The organism is Dictyobacter formicarum (genome assembly GCF_016587435.1).
Genome location: NZ_BNJJ01000049.1, coordinates 1 through 20,093 on the forward strand (window position 1 = coordinate 1; position 20,093 = coordinate 20,093).

Annotated in this window: 14 protein-coding genes and 1 pseudogene; 7 read left to right on the forward strand and 8 right to left on the reverse strand. The window is 50.0% G+C overall.

All coding sequences use genetic code 11. The annotated features are described in order from the left end of the window. On the forward strand, positions 1-839 hold an 839-nt coding region (locus JMI88_RS38615), incomplete at its 5' end, for an aminotransferase class I/II-fold pyridoxal phosphate-dependent enzyme (protein ID WP_201367420.1). A 147-nt stretch (positions 840-986) separates the two neighbouring features. Here the strand turns inward: JMI88_RS38615 and JMI88_RS38620 are convergent. Continuing rightward, positions 987-1,622, reverse strand: a complete 636-nt coding sequence (locus JMI88_RS38620; protein WP_201367421.1) for a mycothiol-dependent nitroreductase Rv2466c family protein — start codon at positions 1,620-1,622, stop codon at positions 987-989. A 383-nt stretch (positions 1,623-2,005) separates the two neighbouring features. Here JMI88_RS38620 and JMI88_RS38625 point away from each other — a divergent pair, with 383 nt between their 5' ends. Continuing rightward, positions 2,006-2,659 (forward strand): ThuA domain-containing protein, encoded by a 654-nt coding sequence (locus tag JMI88_RS38625; RefSeq protein WP_236023258.1) that lies wholly within the window; start codon positions 2,006-2,008, stop codon positions 2,657-2,659. Between the two features lie 161 nt (positions 2,660-2,820). Here the strand turns inward: JMI88_RS38625 and JMI88_RS38630 are convergent, their stop codons facing one another. After that, positions 2,821-5,187, reverse strand: a complete 2,367-nt coding sequence (locus JMI88_RS38630; RefSeq protein ID WP_201367423.1) for an adenosylcobalamin-dependent ribonucleoside-diphosphate reductase — start codon at positions 5,185-5,187, stop codon at positions 2,821-2,823. Positions 5,188-5,485: 298 nt separating this feature from the next. Here JMI88_RS38630 and JMI88_RS38635 point away from each other — a divergent pair, with 298 nt between their 5' ends. Further along, positions 5,486-6,724 (forward strand): competence/damage-inducible protein A, encoded by a 1,239-nt coding sequence (locus JMI88_RS38635; protein WP_201367424.1) that lies wholly within the window; start codon positions 5,486-5,488, stop codon positions 6,722-6,724. A gap of 153 nt (positions 6,725-6,877) precedes the next feature. Continuing rightward, positions 6,878-8,236, forward strand: a complete 1,359-nt coding sequence (locus JMI88_RS38640) for an Nramp family divalent metal transporter (RefSeq protein ID WP_236023259.1) — start codon at positions 6,878-6,880, stop codon at positions 8,234-8,236. 260 nt (positions 8,237-8,496) lie between these two features. Here the strand turns inward: JMI88_RS38640 and JMI88_RS38645 are convergent, their stop codons facing one another. Beyond that, entirely contained in the window at positions 8,497-9,261 is a 765-nt protein-coding gene (locus JMI88_RS38645) for an SDR family NAD(P)-dependent oxidoreductase (protein ID WP_201367425.1), read from the reverse strand. Between the two features lie 579 nt (positions 9,262-9,840). Between JMI88_RS38645 and JMI88_RS38650 the strand changes: the two genes are divergently transcribed. Continuing rightward, positions 9,841-11,166 (forward strand): alpha-L-fucosidase, encoded by a 1,326-nt coding sequence (locus tag JMI88_RS38650; protein WP_201367426.1) that lies wholly within the window; start codon positions 9,841-9,843, stop codon positions 11,164-11,166. Positions 11,167-11,356: 190 nt separating this feature from the next. Next, positions 11,357-12,466: a site-2 protease family protein gene (locus JMI88_RS38655; protein ID WP_201367427.1), complete on the forward strand. Its 1,110-nt coding sequence runs from the start codon at positions 11,357-11,359 to the stop codon at positions 12,464-12,466. A gap of 63 nt (positions 12,467-12,529) precedes the next feature. Here JMI88_RS38655 and JMI88_RS38660 read toward each other — a convergent pair whose 3' ends face one another. The 5 genes and pseudogenes from JMI88_RS38660 to JMI88_RS38680 form a co-directional block, all read right to left on the reverse strand. Beyond that, positions 12,530-13,498 (reverse strand): NAD(P)-dependent oxidoreductase, encoded by a 969-nt coding sequence (locus JMI88_RS38660; protein ID WP_268906064.1) that lies wholly within the window; start codon positions 13,496-13,498, stop codon positions 12,530-12,532. A gap of 27 nt (positions 13,499-13,525) precedes the next feature. After that, positions 13,526-15,580, reverse strand: coding sequence for an acetyl-CoA carboxylase biotin carboxylase subunit (locus JMI88_RS38665; RefSeq protein ID WP_201367429.1), 2,055 nt, complete (start codon positions 15,578-15,580; stop codon positions 13,526-13,528). 86 nt (positions 15,581-15,666) lie between these two features. Further along, positions 15,667-16,476, reverse strand: coding sequence for an enoyl-CoA hydratase/isomerase family protein (locus JMI88_RS38670; protein ID WP_201367433.1), 810 nt, complete (start codon positions 16,474-16,476; stop codon positions 15,667-15,669). Positions 16,477-16,510: 34 nt separating this feature from the next. Further along, on the reverse strand, positions 16,511-17,497 hold the full coding sequence (gene corA, locus JMI88_RS38675; RefSeq protein ID WP_201367430.1) for a magnesium/cobalt transporter CorA: 987 nt from the start codon (positions 17,495-17,497) through the stop codon (positions 16,511-16,513). A 138-nt stretch (positions 17,498-17,635) separates the two neighbouring features. Beyond that, positions 17,636-19,242 (reverse strand): annotated as a pseudogene (locus JMI88_RS38680) (carboxyl transferase domain-containing protein). 487 nt (positions 19,243-19,729) lie between these two features. Between JMI88_RS38680 and JMI88_RS38685 the strand changes: the two are divergent. Then, on the forward strand, positions 19,730-20,093 hold a 364-nt coding region (locus JMI88_RS38685; protein ID WP_201367431.1), incomplete at its 3' end, for an NTP transferase domain-containing protein.

Consider the following 20,093-nt stretch of genomic DNA (forward strand, 5'->3'; position numbering starts at 1 on the left):
TTCTTGATCCAGGTGATGAGGTGATCTCGCCTGATCCTGGCTATGTTGCTTATGAGGCTGACATCATTTTTGCTGGCGGCGTACCTGTTCCTGTTCCTACTTATGCGCAATATAATTTTGGAGTGCGCGCTGCCGAGATTGCTGCCGCCATTACTCCGCGCACTAAGATGATCCTGCTGGGAAATCCCAATAATCCTACTGGCGCTGTCATTCCGCGCGAAGAACTGGAAGCCATCGCCAAACTGGCGGTAGAGCACGACCTGATCGTTGCCAGCGATGAAGTATATAGTCGCCTGGTGTATGGCACTGAGTATGTCAGTATCGCTAGCATGCCGCAAATGCAGGAGCGTACGGTGATCCTGGATGGTTTTTCCAAGGCCTATGCTATGACCGGTTGGCGGGTAGGTTATGTGTTAGCACCAGCAGAGATTCTGAGCGCTATGCTCAAAGTGCACCAGTATACGATCATGTGCGCAGGCACAGCGGCGCAGGAAGCGGCCTTACAGGCTCTGCGTCATGGTGAAGCTGATGTACAGCGTATGCATGACGATTATGCGCGCCGTGGCCGTATGTTTGTTGATGGTTTAAATCGCATTGGACTGCCTGCCTGTGAGCCGCGTGGTGCCTTTTACGCGTTTCCCTATATTGGGAATACAGGTATGAGCGACGAAGAATTTGCTGAAAAGTTACTCTTTGAAGAAGAGGTTGCTGTTGTGCCAGGTAGCTCGTTTGGAGCGGCGGGCCAGAACTATGTACGCGCAACGTATTGCACAGCCTATGAAAAGTTAGAAGAGGCACTGATCCGTATCGAGCGTTTTGTGGAAAAGCATGCCCGGTAAGTAGGTGCGCCCCTGGCGGGCGCTTTTTATCCTTCCTGCTCGAAAAAGAAACAAGAAAGATGTTTTGCTTCAGAGTAAAGCAATGCATTGGTGAGCGGGAAGGTCTGAAGCGCCCGCCAGGGGCGCACCTACTATGGCGGTACCGATTTATGCTGACACAGGCCCAAAAGGAGGCGCACCGGCGCGGTCACGCTTCAACTCGTAGATGTTGTCATTGTGGAGTAGCCACACGAAGTGATCCCATAGCGCAGCCGCATCCTCACCCTTCGGTACACTATGGATAACCGGACCGTAGTAGCCAACATTCGAGTCCTCAAGCGCAATTGTGGGCACACCAAAGGCATGGTAACGTTTTACCGCTTCTTCATGATCATGAATGACATCCTGGATGGTCGAGTCATCGGCCAGAGCTTTCTCAACAAAATCTTTTCCCAATCCTGCTGATTCTGCGGCCGCCTCAACCACCGGGCGAGACCGAATATCTTCTTTGCGCCCATGGGCAGCATTTCCCAACTCAATATAGAGTTTTTCGATGCTTTCATTGCCGTGTAAGCGGCGTGCTAAAGCCAGTGTGCGCAGCGCTGTCCAGCCATTGCCATTGACATAATCGGGCTGTACATCTGGTTTTCGATTGACAATTTCCAGACTAAATAGGCGCCAGGTAATGTGAATCGGGCGTATCTGACGTGTTTCCCGTGCCCATAGTGCGGTACGCCAGGCCAGTGGGCATAGCGGATCAAAGTGGAAGTTGATGTTGGTTACACTTGCCTCTTTTGTACTCATCAGAGAAAACCTTCTTTCATAGATGTTACTATTATGCTTTCTTTACTTCATAAAGTGAAGCGGGCTTTTATAGCATACGTTCACCGTATGAATGATGTCAAGAAAAGTTATCTGGCTGGCATCCTTCTTTGATCTTCCAGAAGAGCTAGAGTGGTTGGACAAGAGATAAGATGCATATATGATAGACTATGGGGAAGAATGTGTTGTTTGGCTAGACGTTTCAGGAGGGGTGAATGTCTAAAAGGTTATGGCTTATAACTTGCCTGGGAGCGTGCTTGCTGGTGATAGGTGCGTTTGTTTTCTTTGGGACTCATCGTTCATCGTCTGAAAGCCACAGATCAGCACAAAATACGGTATCGTCAAGAAGCAATGGAGGCTCTATAATGCTGTTAGTTTTTTCGAAGACAACAGGATATCGTCATGCATCGATTGAAAATGGCATTGCTGCCATTCGACAACTTGCTGCTGAGCATCATATTGAGGTTCAGGCGTCTGAAGATGCGGCAGTCTTTACTGATGAAAATCTCGCCCGCTACCGGGCTGTTATCTTTTTGAATACGACGGGCAATATTCTAGATGATGCACAAAAGGCTGCATTTGAGCACTATATACATGCTGGCGGTGGCTATGTTGGGGTACATGCCGCGAGCGACACAGAGTACGGCTGGGCCTGGTATGGACAACTGCTAGGTGCTTTCTTCAAGAGCCATCCCAAAATTGCCCAGGCGACGATACATGTAGAAGATTCCCATATGGTTTCAACCTCGATGCTGCCTGCTCAGTGGGTGCGCACCGACGAATGGTATAACTTCCGTGAGAATCCGCGCAGCCATGTGCATGTATTGTTGACGCTGGATGAGTCAACCTATCAGGGAGGCGAAATGGGGCACGATCATCCGATTGCCTGGTACCATGATTTTGAAGGTGGGCGTTCCTGGTATACCGGTATGGGCCATACCCCCGAGAGCTTCTCTGAGCCACTGTTCCTGGCCCATCTATGGGGCGGCATCAGCTACGCCGCCGGCTTGAAATCATAAGCAGATTTGTATGTCCGGCATCCTGTTATTATGTTTTGCAGGGAAATGTGGCTCAGCCACATTTCCCTGCAAAACATAATAACAGGGTGCGGGCGCGTCAGCGCCCGCACCCAAACGAACCATACGTTTCTCATGGCCATGGGAAACGTACAACAATACTTTTAGCACTCGCTGTGGCCACAGCTATAGCATTTGCGGCAGCCTTCTTCATAGACCATGGTGTTGCAGCCACACTCGGGACACAGGTTGCCGGTGAGCTTGAGCTGGCTCAGATTCACGTCGGACGTGTGCCCATTTGCTGGCGCCAGGGGAGGCACGGCAGCGCTGGCTTTGACCTCGGTATGGGCTTCAGCAGCGTTGATCGTTTCCTGCAAGGTATCCAGGTGCAGTTCCAGCGCGCGGGCAACCGCGTCTGGCAACGAGCGTACCTGCTGGGCACCAAAGCCAACCGAGCGGCTACCACCGATGCCACGCAACTGATTAGTGATCTCCTGCGCACGATCGGTTTGTGATAGCGGGCTGAGCAGTTGCAGGTTGAGGGAGATCAAACGACCCAGCGCTTCGGAGAGCGCCGCAATATCGCTACCAGCCTTACCAACGTTGACAAAGACCTCGAATGGTCCCTGCTCATCGCTGTTGATGGTGATATTGATCTTGCCCTCTGGCGCATTGACCTGGCGTGTATAGCCCTGCACAACAGCTGGGCGCTGTTTGATGCCCTGGTGAATCGAAGTGACAGGCTCAAACATCGGAGCCTGTGCCGCCTCGGGCACTGCAACTGGCTGTTTGGCCTTATTCTCATCCTCAACGCGTGTCAGCACGGCATCACGCGAGCCATCGCGATAGTAAGTTACGCCTTTACAGCCCATCTCATAGGCTAGGCGATAGAGTGTCTGAACCTGCTCAACTGTATGGCTATTAGGTGCATTCACTGTCTTACTGATGCTGGAGTCGGTATAGCGCTGGATCATGCCCTGAACGCGTACATGCTCTTCAGGAGAGAGGTCCTTTGAAGAGACAAAGTAGGCCGGGGTTGGCTCATTGGGATGCTTATCACGCCATTCCTGCAGTAATGGATGGTACATAATGTGCTCACCGGTACGGTCGCGGCGAATCATCGCAAAGTCATAGACGGGCTCGATGCCAGAACTGACGCCGGCCAGCAGGCTGGTGGTACCAGTCGGGGCCTGAGTCAGAATAACAGCGTTACGAATGCCCTGTTTGCGAATCTTCTCCTGAATATTCTTCGGCAAGCGCTTGATAAACTTACCCTGTAGATATTTATCGCGATCGAATTTGGGGAATGCCCCTTTTTCGGCGGCATTATCAGCTGATGCCTCATATGAAGCATTGCGAATAGTGGTATAGATGCGCTCAATAATTGGTAGCGATTCCTCGCTGCCATAAGCCACTTCCATTTTCAGCAGTGCATCTGCCAGACCCATCGTACCCAGACCGGTACGACGTGTACTCAGCTGAGCCTCAGCATTCTCCTTGATGAAGTACTCGGTGGCATCAACTACATTATCCAGGAAGCGCATCGAGATCTTACTAATCCTGGCCAGGCGCTCATAATCCATCTTCCCATCCTTCACAAAGGCCGACAGATTAATGGCACCCAGGTTGCAAACTCCCCACGGGGGTAAACCTTGCTCACCGCAAGGATTTACGCAGCGGATATTTTCGTAGTACCAGGTATTGGACTCTTTGTTATAGCGATCCATAAAAACCAGACCGGGCTCGGCTGACTCCCAGGCGGATGTACAGATCAGATCCCATAGCCCGCGAGCGCGAATGGTCTTTTTGACCTCGCCCTGCCAGGTCAGGTTCCAGTCGGTATCGTCTTTCACGGCCTGCATAAATGCGTCGGAGATACAGACCGACAGGTTGGCATGCTCGATTTTGCCCGCAGTACGTTTCACTGTAATGAACTCTTCGATGTCAGGGTGCGTGTCATCGAGCATGAGCATTAACGCCCCTCGCCTGGAACCACCTTGCTGTATGACGTCGCCAGTGGCAACAGAGTAAAGTTGAGCCCAGGAACAAGGACCCGAGGCAGTGCCGTTGACGGTCTTAATGTATGAGCCACGGGGACGCAGGGTTGAGAGATTGATGCCCACGCCACCACCACGTGCCATGATCTCGGTCATGACTTTGAGATTATCGAGAATACCCTGGCGACTATCTTCAGGGCTAGGTATTACAAAACAGTTGTAGTAGGTCACCTGGTGTCCAGTACCAGCACCCGCGAGAATACGGCCACCGGGCACAAACTGAAAATCGGTCAGGGCTTCATAGAAAAGTTTTTCCCACTCAGCACGTTTCTCATCGGTTGTTTCAACAGCTGCGATACCGCGTGCCACACGCTGCCACAGTTGTTCTGGATAGAACTCCAATGCGTTGCCATCTGGATCTTTCAGGGAATAGCGATCCATAAATACTTTCTGGCGAATTCCTTCCAGTTGGGTTGTCGTGGGGCTACCTGTATCACTACTATTTTCGACTGAGCGGGCTTCTTGCTCTAGCATCCTGAACTGCTCCTCTTTTCGTTTCTTTATTTTATTGTATTGGAGTGAAAAAAGTATTATTTGCCAATCCTGGCATGCGAATTTTTTGTGTTTTTTATCTACCGCACTCAGTATACTCGTAAATGTAGCCAAAAACAAGCCTCTGGACACAATATATTGATTTGAAAATTATGAATAGCACAATATGTTGAGGCAAGACACAGTATGATATTATAAGACTACCTGTAACGGTTAGCAAGGGCCCACCGTTTGGGTACTATTGAAAAAGGCTATGATTGCCTTGCAAGCAGGAGGATGCATGCGCGCAGAGATTTTATCGTGTGGTACTGAATTGCTTTTAGGCCATATTACTGATACTAATGCCACCTACCTGGCTCAGAGCCTGGCGGCACAAGGAATGGATCTCTATCATGTTTCGGAGGTTGGTGATAATCAAAGACGTGTAGTTGAGTTATTGCGCCAGGCCTGGCAGCGTTCCGATCTTATCATTATAACTGGAGGTTTGGGGCCCACTGAAGACGACCTGACCCGTGAGTCGATCAGCGAACTTATGGATGAAAAAATGGTACTTGATCCACAGCTGGAAGCGCAGCTACGAGCTCGTTTTGCTCATTTAGGCACCATGCCAGAGCGGAACCTCAAGCAAGCCACGCTTATCCCTTCAGCCGAGAGCATACCTAATCCTGTTGGATCTGCGCCTGGCTGGTGGGTCGAGAAAAACGGACGTATTCTAGTCGCTATGCCCGGTGTACCACGCGAAATGTACCGGATGTGGGAAGAAGAGATTGTTCCTCGGTTGGCCAAATATACCGGAGGCCTGATTTTTACACGCCTGCTGCGCGTTTATGGTCTGGGAGAATCAGCCGTTGAAGAGATCCTGACCCCTTTATTGCCTTCGACCAATCCTACCATTGCTACCTATGCCAAAGTAGATGCTGTAGATGTGCGCATTACCGCCAAGGCTGAAAAGACTGAGGATGCGCTACAGATGGTTGCTGAGATGGAAGAGCAGGCACGTGCGCTATTGGGCGATCACGTCTTTGGTATCGAAGGTGATACTCTTGCCAGTGTCATTGGTAAGGCATTACAGGCGCGCCAGCAAACGTTAAGCGTCATGGAATCCCTGACTGGTGGTATGCTGGCCAGCACCATTACAGATTTCCATAGTAGCTCCAAACATTTTATTGGTGGCATCGTCACCTATAGTACCGATCTCAAAGTGCAAATGGGGGTGCCGCAGGAGGTCGTAGATCGCTATGGGGTGGTCAGTGAAGAAACAGCCCGTGCTATGGCCCATGCTGTACGTGGACGTCTAGGGACAGATTTTGGTATTGGCGTCACTGGAGTGGCCGGTCCTGATAAACAAGATGATAAACCTGTCGGCACCGTTCATATTGCCATAGAAGGCCCTGAGGGGACCGTCACATGTATGGGACCTGGCTGGCGCGGTGGAAGGACCGACAATAAACGCCACGCCGTTCTGACGTCTCTTAATTTGCTACGACGCTATTTAGAAGGGACCGTCGTTCCACAATAAGTATCTTTTATAGGGGGTTCGTCCGTATCTCTCTTAAGAAGCAAGGTCTGGTTATACATATACTTGTCTACTTGTCACCTCAGGTTGAGAATGATATGATCAGACTAAGAAATAACATGGACGAAAGAGTGGGGACGTGAGCATCCAACGTGTATGCCACAACCCAGTGTGCACCCTATGGATACAACTCGCCAGAAAGCGCAAGAACCTCAAAAAGACCGCACCGAGCGCAAGTTGCGTGGGCGGTCTCGTTTTCGTCTTAATCGTTCATCCTCTATTTTTAAACTATTTGCGATTTTAGGCCCAGGCCTGATCGCTGCCAATGCGGGCAACGATGCTGGGGGTATCGCAACCTTTTCTACTTCAGGGGCAACCTATCAATATAATTTACTCTGGGCTTTAGTTGTGGCTGGTTTCTGTCTGGCCATTGTGCAGGAGATGTGTGCACGTATGGGCGTCGTCACCGGCAAAGGATTGGCAGATCTCATACGCGAAGAATTTGGTGTGCGTTGGACGGTGGTGGCCATGCTGGCTCTGCTGGTTGCCAATACCGGCGTCACTATTTCTGAGTTCCTGGGTATCGCCGCCAGTGTACAAGTTTTTGCCAATGATGTACATACGCCCTGGGTATATGTTGTCGTTCCAGTGTGCGGCGTAGCTCTGTGGTGGCTGGTCATCAAAGGATCTTATCGTCGGGTCGAAAAGATCTTTTTATTCATGTCGCTTGGCTTCCTGGCCTACATCCCGGCTGCTTTTGCTTCCCGTCCCAACTGGGGAGAGGTTGGCCATAGCATCATCCTGCCTCATATCACTGGCAGTAATGCTTATATACTGGCTGCGGTGGCTCTGGTTGGTACAACGATCAGTCCATATATGCAATTTTTTGTGCAGTCTTCTGTCGCAGATAAAGGTATCCCTGCCAGTGAATATTTTTACGAGAAGTTAGATGTGTATAGCGGAACCATCTTTGCTGTGCTCATCGCCGGATTTGTGGTTATTACTACAGGAGCTGCCCTCTTCCCCAATCATCCAGTAGAGACGCCACTGGATGCCGCCATGGCATTGGATAAACTGGCTGGTAGTTTTTCGTCAATCCTTTTTGGTATCGGTCTCTTTGGCGCCTCATTGTTGGCTGCCGCAGTCCTGCCTTTATCCACGGCCTATGGTATTTGTGAGGCTTTTGGCTTTGAGCGTGGCGTTTCACGCAGCTTCAACGAAGCACCAGTCTTCCAAAGTATCTTTACTGGCCTGATCATTCTCAGTGTACTGATCACCTTGATTCCCGGCCTTCCAATCATTCAGGTATTGGTGATCCTGCAAAGCCTGAATGCCGCCATGGTTCCCATTCTGCTGATTTTTATTACCCTTCTAATTAATAATCGCCGCCTGATGGGGCGCCATGTCAACGGGCTCATCTTTAACATCATTTCCTGGGGGACCGTGATTCTAGTTACTATCCTGGTCGTCCTGCTCCTCGTCACCACTATCTTCCCGAGTATTATGGGAAGTTAAAAATCATTAGAATTTTTTGACTTGTCAAAGCGCGTTGGACACGTACCAGTGAAAAAGAAGAAAAGCGATCCTGTCAATGAAATATAGCACAAGGATCGCTTTTCTGATTTATAGTCATAACTATTGATTCTATGAGGTTTCCGGCCCCAATTCAGGAGTTTCTATGGCTGCACCGATTTTATCCTGTGTGGTTTGAGAAGGATATGTTTTTCCTTCCATCAAGTGTTGAACTGGTAAGAACAAAGGCTCCGGGTGATGGCTTAAAAATAATTTGAGGATATGCCGCCATCAATTGTCATCCAGGTACCAGTTGTCCAGGAGGATTCATCTGAGGCCAGGTATAAGGCAAAGTAGATGATATCGTTGATCATGCCAAATCGTCCAAGTGGAATGCGACACAGACGACGGTTACGTTCTTCATCACTGGTCCAGAGATGATCAAGCAAGCCTGTGTTAATAGGCCCTGGACAGATAGCATTGCAACGAATACCCACCGGACCATATTGGACTGCGAGAGATTTGGTCAGGGCCAGGAGTCCGCCTTTTGAGACTCCATAGGCATCTTGTGGTACTGTCGATCCCATAAAAGCGACCATTGAAGAGATGTTGATGATTGAGCCACGTTGTTGTTTTATCATATATGGAAGTGTATATTTGCAGCAAAGGAATGTGCTTTTCAAGTTGACATCCATAATGTGTTCCCATGTTTCTTCACTGGTATCGATTACACTGGTATCTGCGGCTGGCATAATACCCGCATTATTATACAGAATGTCAATCGAACCAAAGGTTCTGATTCCAGCTTCTACCAGAGACTCTACATCTGCCGCTCTGGCCACATTTGCCGGTACAAAGATGACCTTACCTCCAGCAGATTGAATGCCTTGTGCTGTCTCAATGCCCTCCTGCTCAGCAATATCAGTCAGAATAAGACTGGCTCCTTCGCGAGAAAATAACTCTGCTGCGGCTTTTCCCATGCCCCGGGCTGAACCTGTAATTAGAGCTACTTTATTTTGTAAGCGCATATCATTTATTCCTCCCATAAAGAAATAAGAAAAAGTTCTTCCCTTGCTCCATATTGTAATACAGCTTATCACATGTAAGGTATTTTATGCTTATCAGATGATGAAGATCTCTTTGAGCGTAGAAAGATTCGAAAATAGAACGTGAAATTTCAGGAGCAATGAGCAATCCGAGGCTCTGAGTATCAGGTATGCTCTAAAAAATTTGGAGGACGAATGGATCATACTAATTATATAGAAGCATGATAAATCAGACTGATTAAATACAAAAGATATTATACTTTGCTTGACATAGAGGTATTTAGCATGTTATATGTTACACATATAACGAAGTTGTACGCGTAGAATACGTCAGAGGAGACGATGATACAGTAATCACTTTGCTTGTGATTTATGCAATAGGCATGGTTCATTTTTGAATCAATACAGTATTTAATGCTATTTATTCCATGCCTTCTTCTCCTCGTCGCTCTCAAAAACCACCAGCTGCATTGGTTACCACCACAAAATTCCTCCGGGAAAGGTTACTGTAAAAATTGTACATCGGTATAGAAATCAGATATTTAATAAATGGAGAGATTCATGAGCGATAATCAGACGGCATTTGAATTTCCTGTAGTTCCCGAACGCGCGCAGTGGTTTGTCCATGATCGCTTCGGGATGTTTATTCACTGGGGTATCTATTCGGCGATTGCTCGTTATGGGCGAGGCGGCCTGGCCGAATGGTCGAAGAGTCTGGATCAGATCAGTGAGGAACACTATCAACAGTACTTTGACACTTTTGAGCCCGACCTCTATGATCCTAAAGAATGGGCAAGGACGGCAAAGGCGGCGGGGATGCAATATGCGGTGATTACTACTAAACATCACGATGGCTTTTGTCTCTGGGATACGCAGTTGACCGACTATAAAGCTCCCAATACCCCGGCTGGTCAGGATCTAATACGGCCCTGGGTTGAGGCATTTCGTGCTGAAGGGCTGCGCGTGGGCTTTTACTATTCGCTGATCGATTGGCATCATCCTCACTTTCCCATTGATGGCTTGCATCCCAGACGAGAAGATACGGCTCTGCGGGAAGAAAAACGTGATATGAGTATCTATCGCGAATATTTGCGTGGGCAGGTGCGGGAATTGCTGACTAACTATGGCCCGATTGATGTACTCTGGTTTGATTTTTCCTATCCCGACCGGGATTGGGGTTGGTCGCATGGGAAAGGGCGTGAGGATTGGCAATCGGAGCAACTTGTCGAGCTGGTACGCGAGTTGATGCCAGATGTTTTGCTCAATAATCGCCTGGACCTGCAGGAGGCGGCTGATTTTATTACTCCTGAGCAGGTGCAACCGCGTAGCTGGTTGACTGTGAATGGTAAACGTGTGACCTGGGAAGCCTGCCAGACTCTTAATGGGAGCTGGGGCTATGATCGCGATAACACTAACTTGAAATCAGCAGACTTGCTGATCCGTATGTTGATCGAATCAGTCTCTAATGGTGGCAATATGCTGCTGAATGTTGGCCCTACAGCTCGTGGCGAGATTGATGTTCATGCGCGTGCTATCCTGCGCGAAGTCGGGGAGTGGATGAGGCATCACGGCAAGGCGATTTATGGGACAACCGCCAGTAGCTTTACGGCGCCACCTGATAGTCGTTACACGCAGTGTGGAAATCGCCTCTACCTACATCTCTTCTCCTGGCCCATGGGACATATCTTTTTGCCGGGCCTGGCCAACAAGGTTAAATATGCTCGCTTCATGAACGATAATTCCGCGCTCCGTTTTGAGAATGGTGTCCTTTCTGGTAGCCACACCACACCTACGGGTTTGACCTCGGATGTCCTTACTCTGGTGCTCCCTGACCGACGACCCGATGTTATCCTGCCCGTCATCGAATTAATTCTTCATGATTCTTAGGGTTTTAGAGGCAAAAATAAAAATCCTTTGTAGATGCGTCGCTGTGGCCGAATCTACGAAGGATTTTGGTTTTTTTACAGATATAACGGGAATATTTTGGAATAGGGAAGGCGATTTCGCTGTTGATACTAATATATGGTAAACTTATGCACAACACCATTTTTTTGATACCCAGAAATGAGGCATAATTGTGTATAACAGCAATCCCGAAGATTATTCTACATATCGTGAGAACAATGGGAATGCTCAAGAAATAGATTATGCTCACCCGGAGTACTATCATGCTCCCTCTGAGCAGCCAGGATCCTTTTCTGCTCAGCCCGTCCCACGGCGTGATCCATACGCGGGCTCGCCGCCAAATCCCTATGCCGATAATTATGCAAATTATCAACAGCAACAGACGTATAATCCCTATACTGAGCAGCCTTCGTACCAACCTCATTATGGCGAGACGGCACAAGAATATCGTGGCCCGCAGAGCCTGGAGCACTATGCCGCGCAGCAGCAAGAGCAAGCCGGAGCAACGCAGGGAAACTCGCGCAAAAAAGGCGCTGCTGGCCTGGGCGGACTGCTAATAGCGCTTGGCGGTTTGCTGCTAAAATTTGGCTGGCTGTTAAAGTTTGGTCTGTTTGGTTTTTCGGCGCTGGCCTCTGTTTTCGTCTATTCGCTGCTCTTTGGCTGGTCTTTTGCTATCGGTCTGGTGGCAATGCTCTTTATCCATGAAATGGGGCATGCCCTGGTCATGCGCCTGAAGGGAATCCCCATGGGGGGCATGATTTTTGTGCCGCTCTTTGGAGCGGCAGTGACGATGCGTCAGATGCCACAGAACGCCAAAGATGAAGCCGAGGTTGGTATTGCCGGCCCGATCGCGGGCGCGCTGGCTGCCAGTGTCTGTCTGTTCCTGGCCCAACAGCATCCTGGCACAATCTGGGGACCTCTGGCCTACTTTGGCTTCTTTTTGAACCTGTTCAATCTGATTCCTATCGTGCCCTTTGATGGTGGACGCGTCCTGGCCGCTATTGACCGCCGCATCTGGATCATTGGTTTTATCCTCTTGCTGGCTTATCAGATCTGGCAGTGGCTCAACGGCAACTTCTATCCCTGGTTGATGCTTTTTGTCGTCATGGCTGCGATGCAGTTGTGGTCGCGTGGTCTCGGTGTACAGAACGCGCAATCGAAAGCGTACTACGACGTTCCACTCAGTTCCCGTATCCTGATGGGACTCTTATACTTCGGGCTGGTAGCGGTCCTCTTCTTAGGTATGACCATTTCCCACGGATTGATACCCGGTATCCGGTGATCTCAGACATGACAAACAGAGCCGCCTTCTAGACAGAAGGTGGCTCTGTTTGGTTTGAGATATCTATTTAATGCGTACTTCAACGCCAGCCTTTTCCTCAAGTACTTTGAGGAGTGAGGTGTAGTCATCTTTACCATGGCCAGCGGCCTGGGCCTGCTCATAGAACTGGCGAGCCAGGGCGGTCATTTCTGCATCTGTCTGGTTTTCGGCGGCCAGGTCGAGGGCCAGCCCCAGATCTTTGTGCAGCAGATCAGTCATAAAGCCGGGTTTGAAGCTGCCATTGAAAGCGCGCAATGGGAACTGGTTGGCGAGTTGCCAGCTAGCTCCGGTACTGGTACCGATAATCTTCGCCATAGTAGCGACGTCGGCCCCGGCTTTAACACCAAGTACAAACGCTTCCGCGGTTGCAGCTGTGATCGAGCCGACGAGCATGTTATTGATCAGCTTGACCACTTCGCCTGAACCACTGGGTCCAACATAGGTGATATTCTCTTTCTTACCCATCGCCTCTAATATGGGAAGCGCACGCTCAAAGCTTTCTTTTTCGCCGCCAACCATGATTGAGAGTGTCCCATTGATTGCTCCCTGTGAACCACCACTGACCGGAGCATCCAGGAAGTGGACACCTTTGGCGGCGGCTTTTTCAGACAGAGCACGGGTGACAGAAGGAGCGATCGTGCTCATATCGATGATGATCAGGCCCTTGCGTGCGCCTTCTAAAATACCACCCGGGGCCGCTACCACCTCTTCAACTTGCGGAGAGTTCGGAACCATAGTGATCACAATCTCAGAAGCCATGGCGACAGCTCGTAGAGATGGAGCCTGCTTCGCACCTGCTTTCAGTACTTCCTGTACCTCCGCTTTCTCGGGGTGGCGTGCGTAGATAGTGACATCGTGACCTGCTTTGAGCAGATTAAGTGTCATTGGACGCCCCATAACTCCGATACCGATAAAACCTACCTGCATACCTATCTGTCCTTTCGCCTTATAGAATGATCGATTGATGCCGCGACTGCTCGAAGATGGTAGCATGGCCAGTAGAAGAGATGGTGTTAGCGTTCAGTTTTCTTCCTCCATCTCAACCACGACTGCGCCACCCTGCACCACAGCACCTTCTGTATAGTAGATACGTTGAATTTTGCCCGCGTAAGGTGCGGTAATGGCATGCTCCATTTTCATCGCGCCAAGGATAACCAACACCTGATGCGCTTCTACTATATCACCATCCTGGGCCTGGACTTTGACGATAGTACCCGCCATAGGGGCGGTCAGGCTTTTTTGCTTATGGGATCCACTTGCCCCGTGGGCTGCACTATCAACCTGGGGTGATTGACGTTTGTAGAGGCGATAGTATTGTCCCGCCAATGCTAGCTGTACGTTCGCCTTGTCTGATTGTATGGTAACCGTTTGCTGCCTGCCCTGATAGCGCAGGACAAGGCGTTTATCGCCGGCACTGATACCTACCACATCCTGTGCGGGTGCCTGGTCAATACTGATGCGCCAGGTTGCTGGATCGGATGCTGCAGGTTGGATTGCTACCTGGTAATCGCGGTCTTCATACATAAAGGTGAGTATACGGCTGCTGCCCGCTATGCGCCAGGGTCCCAACTTCTGCCAGGGATTATATTGATTGTAATGATTATTGGCATTGGAGGCAGGCGTTGTGATGGGAGTGAAGGACTGGCTTTGCATTTCGTGTTGCAGCTCGCTAATGGCTGCCGCCATAAGGATTGTGTCGGGTAGTCGTGGGTGCTCCTCGTTGTCCTTTGTAGTGAGCAAGCCATATTGGTCCAGGAAACTGGTTGTGGTCTCGCCGTCGTAAAATGCAGGGTGGATACTGATACGGTGCAAGAGCGAAATATTCGTGGTCACGCCAAAGATAGCGCACTGTTCTAACGCAGACCGTAAGCGAGCGATGGCAGCCTGGCGATCTTCGCCATAAACAATCAGTTTCGCGATCATCGGGTCATAATATTGGGTGATTTCGTCGCCAGCTACGATGCCGCTATCGAGGCGCACGCCGGGTCCTTCAGGTGTGATAAAGCCGCTCACTATGCCGGTTGAAGGCAAAAACTGTTGTTGTGGATCTTCAGCATACAGGCGCGCCTCAATCGCGTGTCCACGCGACGTGATGTCTGCCTGCGTCAGGGTGAGCGGCTCGCCTGCGGCAATGTGCAACTGCTGCCGTACCAGGTCCAGTCCGGTTACCAGTTCTGTGACAGGATGCTCTACCTGCAGACGAGTATTCATTTCCAGGAAATAGAAGCGCGAGTCGGCATCGAGCATAAATTCCAGCGTGCCCGCATTGACATACTGAGCCGCCTGGGCAATGCGAATCGCCACGCACCCCATTTCTTCACGTAGTGCCGGTGAGAGCGCGACTGATGGGCTCTCCTCAATGATCTTTTGATGGCGGCGCTGGATCGAACACTCGCGCTCACCCAGGTGTATGGTGTTGCCATGTGCATCGGCAAGGATTTGTATCTCAATGTGGCGTGGCTGCTGTAAATAGCGTTCAAGAAACACTGTACTATCGCCAAAGGCGGCCTGGGCCTCACGCCTGGCCCCGGCCAGTTGTTCTGGAAACTCCTCGGCGTTTTGTACAATACGCATCCCTTTACCGCCGCCACCGGCCGAGGCTTTGATAAGGAGTGGGAAACCAATATTGAGCGCCTCTTGTTGTAACACCTGTGGGTCCTGGTTCTCCCCACTATAGCCGGGCACCGTCGGAGCATCGACCTGTCGGGCCAATTGCTTGGCGGCAATCTTTGAGCCCATCAAGCGCATCGCGGCTGCTGAAGGACCAATAAAGACGATCCCGGCCTGTTCACAGGCTTCTGCAAATTCAGCATTTTCGGATAGGAAGCCATAACCAGGGTGGATCGCCTCTGCGCCACTGTGGCGGGCAACTTCAAGGATGGCCGATGTATTCAAATAGCTCTGGCTGGCCGGTGCGGGCCCTATCAAATAGGCCTCGTCAGCGCATAATACATGTTGGGCGCGTTGATCTGCCTCGGAATAAACCGCGACGCTGCGGATGCCCATCTCACGGCAAGTTGCCATGATCCGAACAGCAATCTCTCCTCGATTGGCAATAAGAATTTTCTTGAACATAGTTCCTTATCAACCTAATGCAAAATCACTTTGACCTCATTAGCCTTGATTTAGTAGAATCCCTCTATCAGGCGGTATGAGGGGGGCTATTTTTCTTTCGATCCGTGTGAGGATACTGTAAAATGTGGAGGACGCTTCTCCAGAAAGGCTCGCAGCCCCTCCTGTCCCTCCGGGCTCGTACGCAGATGAGCAATGGTCTCAGCCGTGTAGCGGCGGCTATTTTCTGTGTTCATCTGACCAACCTGTAGCGCCAGGGCTTTGCAAGCACGAATGGCCTGAGGACCTCCACTGATCAATTCATTTACGGCACGTGAGACGGCATCGTCAAGGTGCTCAAGTGGCACGACCGCATGCACCAGGCCAATTTCATGGGCACGGGCCGCACTGAAACGCTCGCCGGTGACAAACAGGACCCGAGCCATGTTCTCACCGATTTTTCGCAAGACGTAAGGTGAAATAACGGCAGGTGCAATGCCAAGTTTCACTTCACTGAAAGCCATGCGGGCGTTGTCAGCAGCAATTACAATATCACAGACGGCGATCAGTCCTATGCCTCCTCCCAGTGTATCACCATTGACTCGTGCAATGACCGGGCAGGGAAAGGTATTGATCGCATGCAACATGTCCGAGAGACGTAAGGCATCCTCAACATTCTGGGCCGCGGTATATGATATTGCTTCCTGCATCATATTGATATCGGCGCCAGCGCAGAAGGCCTTGCCCTCACCGGTCAGGATCACTCCATGCAATTGCTCATCAACGCTTAGCTGAGTAAAGACCTCCGTTAGCTCTTGAATCAATTGCGCGTTGAGCGCATTGCGTACCTGGGGACGCTGCAAAGTTATCACAGCAATCTTATTCTCAAAGCGATAGTCCACACTCAAGTGATGAAACATAGTGGCCAATTTCCTCTCCTTCTCAAACTGAAGCCTAAATCCATTTGCGGTAACGGAAATACCAGATTTGCATGATAGTCACCAGCGCCATGAATAGCAATATCAGCCAGAAGTTAAAGCCTGCATCAAATTCAACCTGTGGGGAGTGCCCAAAGTTTTGCCCAAAGACACCTGTGACAAAAGTGATCGGTAAAAAGATCGTTGAGATTAACGCCAACTGCTTCATAATCTCATTTTGGCGATTGGCCACCGTCGTTAAATAGACATCCAATAAGCCACTCATCAGGTCGCGATATGAATCGAGCACCTCGAAGGTACGTATCAAGTGATCATGGACATCGGCAAAGTATGGCTCGATCTCTGTTGGAATAGTATCCCCAGTCCGTGTGATTAACGAGTTTGAAACCTCAACCTGTGGACTGATAACGCGACGCATTTGCGCCAATACACGTTTCATGCTGAAGATACGCCCCTGCGTATCATTACTATCCTGCTCCACAGTGGCATTTTCCAGCTCATCGACCAGATCATCGATCTCATCCAGAATAGGAAAATAGCTATCAACCAGGCTATCCAGGATCTCATGAAGCAGGTAGGCCGTGCCCTTTTGCAAGACGCCATCCTCCGATTGATCTTCACTGATACTCTGGTGTACCTCTTCGAGCCATGGTAGCTTGCTAAGATGGATCGTAATCAGAAAATTTTTGCTAAAAATGATATCTAATTTTGGCGTTGCCGCCTCGATCTCTTCGCCATCAAATTCTAATCCATGGACAACCAGGTAAAAGTAATTGTGGTAGCTGAGTAATTTAGCGCGCTCTTTATCTTCCTGTATTTTCTCGATTATTAATGGTTGTAAATGAAATTCTTTGGCCAGTAAATCGGTATATTTTTCTAGATGCTGATCAGATTGAATATCAAGCCAGATAATAGCCTGGGGATCTTGTAGCGCATCATGCAATTGCCCGAGTGAGCAATCGCTTTTCAACGATCCTTGCTGCCAGATAATAATTCGTTGCATAACCTCTGCTGTACCCTTCGATATTTTTTTATTGAAGAGCATGTCCATCGTAGATAAATGGCTGCTCCGACCCTCAACTATTACACGAGACAGAAGAAGTCTTCTGATACCTGTAACAGTCGATCATTAGTGTACAGCTTACATTCTGAAAACACCAAAGGGTGTTGTAGGCGTTGGAGCATTGAGAGCAGCGGCAATACCTAATCCCAGTACAGTGCGTGTATCGCGCGGATCGATGATACCATCGTCCCAGAGGCGAGCGGTACTATGATAGGGATTGCCCTCCGTTTCATACTTATCCAGGATGGGTTGCATAAAACTGGCTTCTTCTTCGGGGCTCATGGTTTTACCACGTGCCGCCAGTCCTTCTTTGCGCACCGTTGCCAGCACTGTGGCGGCCTGCTGGCCTCCCATTACCGAAATGCGTGCATTTGGCCACATCCAGAGCTGATGCGGCGAGTAGGCACGTCCACACATGCCATAGTTGCCAGCCCCAAAGGAGCCGCCTATAATCACCGTGAACTTGGGTACCGCCGCTGTAGCCACAGCCATCACCATCTTGGCGCCATCTTTAGCGATACCACCATTTTCGTACTGGCGCCCGACCATAAAGCCAGTGATATTCTGTAAGAAGATCAAAGGCGTCTGGCGTTGGACGCACAGCTCTATAAAGTGGGTTGCCTTCAGCGCGCTCTCGGAGAAGAGAATGCCATTGTTGGCAATAATGCCGACAGGAAAGCCCATCAGGCGTGCAAAGCCACATACAAGTGTCGTGCCGTATAGTGCTTTAAACTCATGAAAATCGCTGCCGTCCACCAGGCGGGCAATGACTTCGCGCACATCGTAGTTACGGCGATTATCGCCCGGCACAATACCGAGCAGATCATTGGCGTCGTAGCGAGGCTCAACCACAGGACGAATTTCCCAGGGGATATATTTGCGCCGATTAAGATGGGACACAATGCTACGGCAGATGGCCAGGGCATGTTCATCATTAAGGGCGTAATGGTCGGTCACACCTGACGTGCGGCTATGCACATCGGCTCCTCCCAGATCTTCAGCGCTAACTTCCTCACCCGTTGCAGCCTTGACCAGTGGAGGGCCACCGAGAAAGATCGTGCCATTGCCACGCACAATCACTGTTTCATCGCTCATGGCTGGAACATAAGCCCCGCCAGCAGTACAGGAACCCATCACAGCCGCAATTTGCGGAATGCGCAGGCTGGACATGCGGGCCTGATTGTAAAAAATACGTCCAAAATGGTCTCGATCAGGGAACACATCGGCCTGTAGTGGGAGAAAAGCTCCACCCGAATCGACTAAATAGATACAAGGAAGATGGTTTTGTTCCGCAATTTCCTGTGCGCGCAGATGTTTTTTAACTGTTTCAGGGTAATATGTACCACCTTTGACCGTTGCGTCATTGGCCACGATCATACATTCTTGCCCTCGACCAGGCCAATGCCAGTCACAATACCTGCTGCAGGCGCATCGTTATTGTACATATTCCAGGCTGCCAGCGGACTGAGCTCTAAGAAAGGGGTATCAGGATCACAGAGAAGTTGAATACGCTCGCGGACAAGTAGCTTATTGCGTTTGCGATGTTTCGCAATGGCGTTCTCTCCTCCGCCCTGGTGAACTTGCTGGATATTGAGGTTAAGTTGCTCGATGAGTTGCTGGAAATATTGTTTATTCTCTACAAAATCGGAGCTATGACGATCTATGTGGGTTTCGATGACAGCCATAGTATCTATATCCTCTCAACAACGATGATAGAATAGGATTTTTGTGATTATCATTGCGCTCCATTGCGCTGTAAATGAGCATATCACTCAGCCCAGCACGCGTCAAGGGACTTTTTGTCACGTATGTGACAGGGGGTCAGGCTTTCCCTCCTTAGGGGAAGCGAAGCGCCCCCGCATACGCGGCCGACCCGGGGTTTTTTATGGTGTTTTTATATCATGCGCGCAGAGCGCGCATGATATAAAAACACCATAAAAAATACTTTTGAGCGCTGCAGGCGCTCTCGTCAGGGGCCGGAGGCGCGAACCTTGTAGCTTTCGGCCACTTAGCAAGTGGCACATGGTTTGGTTGACAGAAAGGTTTCATTTCGTGTACTATACATGTGTAAAAGTAGGAATTAAGCTGATCTAATTGAGTGAATGGGCAGCTATTTTTACATATTTCCTCCAGACACCATATAAAAAACATAAAGGGTTTGCGAAACAAACTATGAATACATATGCGACCGTAGTCCTTGCCGCAGGCAAAGGTACGCGGATGCGTTCAACGTTGTCAAAGCTCCTTCATCCATTGGCGGGCCAGCCATTACTGTCACATGTGCTCAAATCTGTTGAGGCCATTCCCACCACCTCTGTCTTTGCTCCCTGGCGCGACAGTGTTGCAACTCAACGTCCTGTTGTGGTTCTGGGACACGAGGCCGAGCAGATTTTATCCGCTTTCGGCGAGCGCTGTCAGTATGCGATGCAGCATGAGCAGTTAGGAACTGGTCACGCTGTGCTGGCGGCTCAGGAGGCTGTTGATGCGCTTGACCCATTGCCCGATACCGTCCTTGTCTGCTATGGCGACACACCGT

What these genes read in the sequence shown, in the direction of transcription:
- JMI88_RS38620 (WP_201367421.1), bottom strand. Translation starts at nt 1,622, where the DNA reads ATGAGTACAAAAGAGGCAAGTGTAACCAACATCAACTTCCACTTTGAT.
- JMI88_RS38625 (WP_236023258.1), top strand. Translation starts at nt 2,006, where the DNA reads ATGCTGTTAGTTTTTTCGAAGACAACAGGATATCGTCATGCATCGATT.
- JMI88_RS38630 (WP_201367423.1), bottom strand. Translation starts at nt 5,187, where the DNA reads ATGCTAGAGCAAGAAGCCCGCTCAGTCGAAAATAGTAGTGATACAGGT.
- JMI88_RS38635 (WP_201367424.1), top strand. Translation starts at nt 5,486, where the DNA reads ATGCGCGCAGAGATTTTATCGTGTGGTACTGAATTGCTTTTAGGCCAT.
- JMI88_RS38640 (WP_236023259.1), top strand. Translation starts at nt 6,878, where the DNA reads ATGCCACAACCCAGTGTGCACCCTATGGATACAACTCGCCAGAAAGCG.
- JMI88_RS38645 (WP_201367425.1), bottom strand. Translation starts at nt 9,261, where the DNA reads ATGCGCTTACAAAATAAAGTAGCTCTAATTACAGGTTCAGCCCGGGGC.
- JMI88_RS38650 (WP_201367426.1), top strand. Translation starts at nt 9,841, where the DNA reads ATGAGCGATAATCAGACGGCATTTGAATTTCCTGTAGTTCCCGAACGC.
- JMI88_RS38660 (WP_268906064.1), bottom strand. Translation starts at nt 13,498, where the DNA reads ATGCTACCATCTTCGAGCAGTCGCGGCATCAATCGATCATTCTATAAG.
- JMI88_RS38665 (WP_201367429.1), bottom strand. Translation starts at nt 15,580, where the DNA reads ATGTTCAAGAAAATTCTTATTGCCAATCGAGGAGAGATTGCTGTTCGG.
- JMI88_RS38670 (WP_201367433.1), bottom strand. Translation starts at nt 16,476, where the DNA reads ATGTTTCATCACTTGAGTGTGGACTATCGCTTTGAGAATAAGATTGCT.
- corA (WP_201367430.1), bottom strand. Translation starts at nt 17,497, where the DNA reads ATGCAACGAATTATTATCTGGCAGCAAGGATCGTTGAAAAGCGATTGC.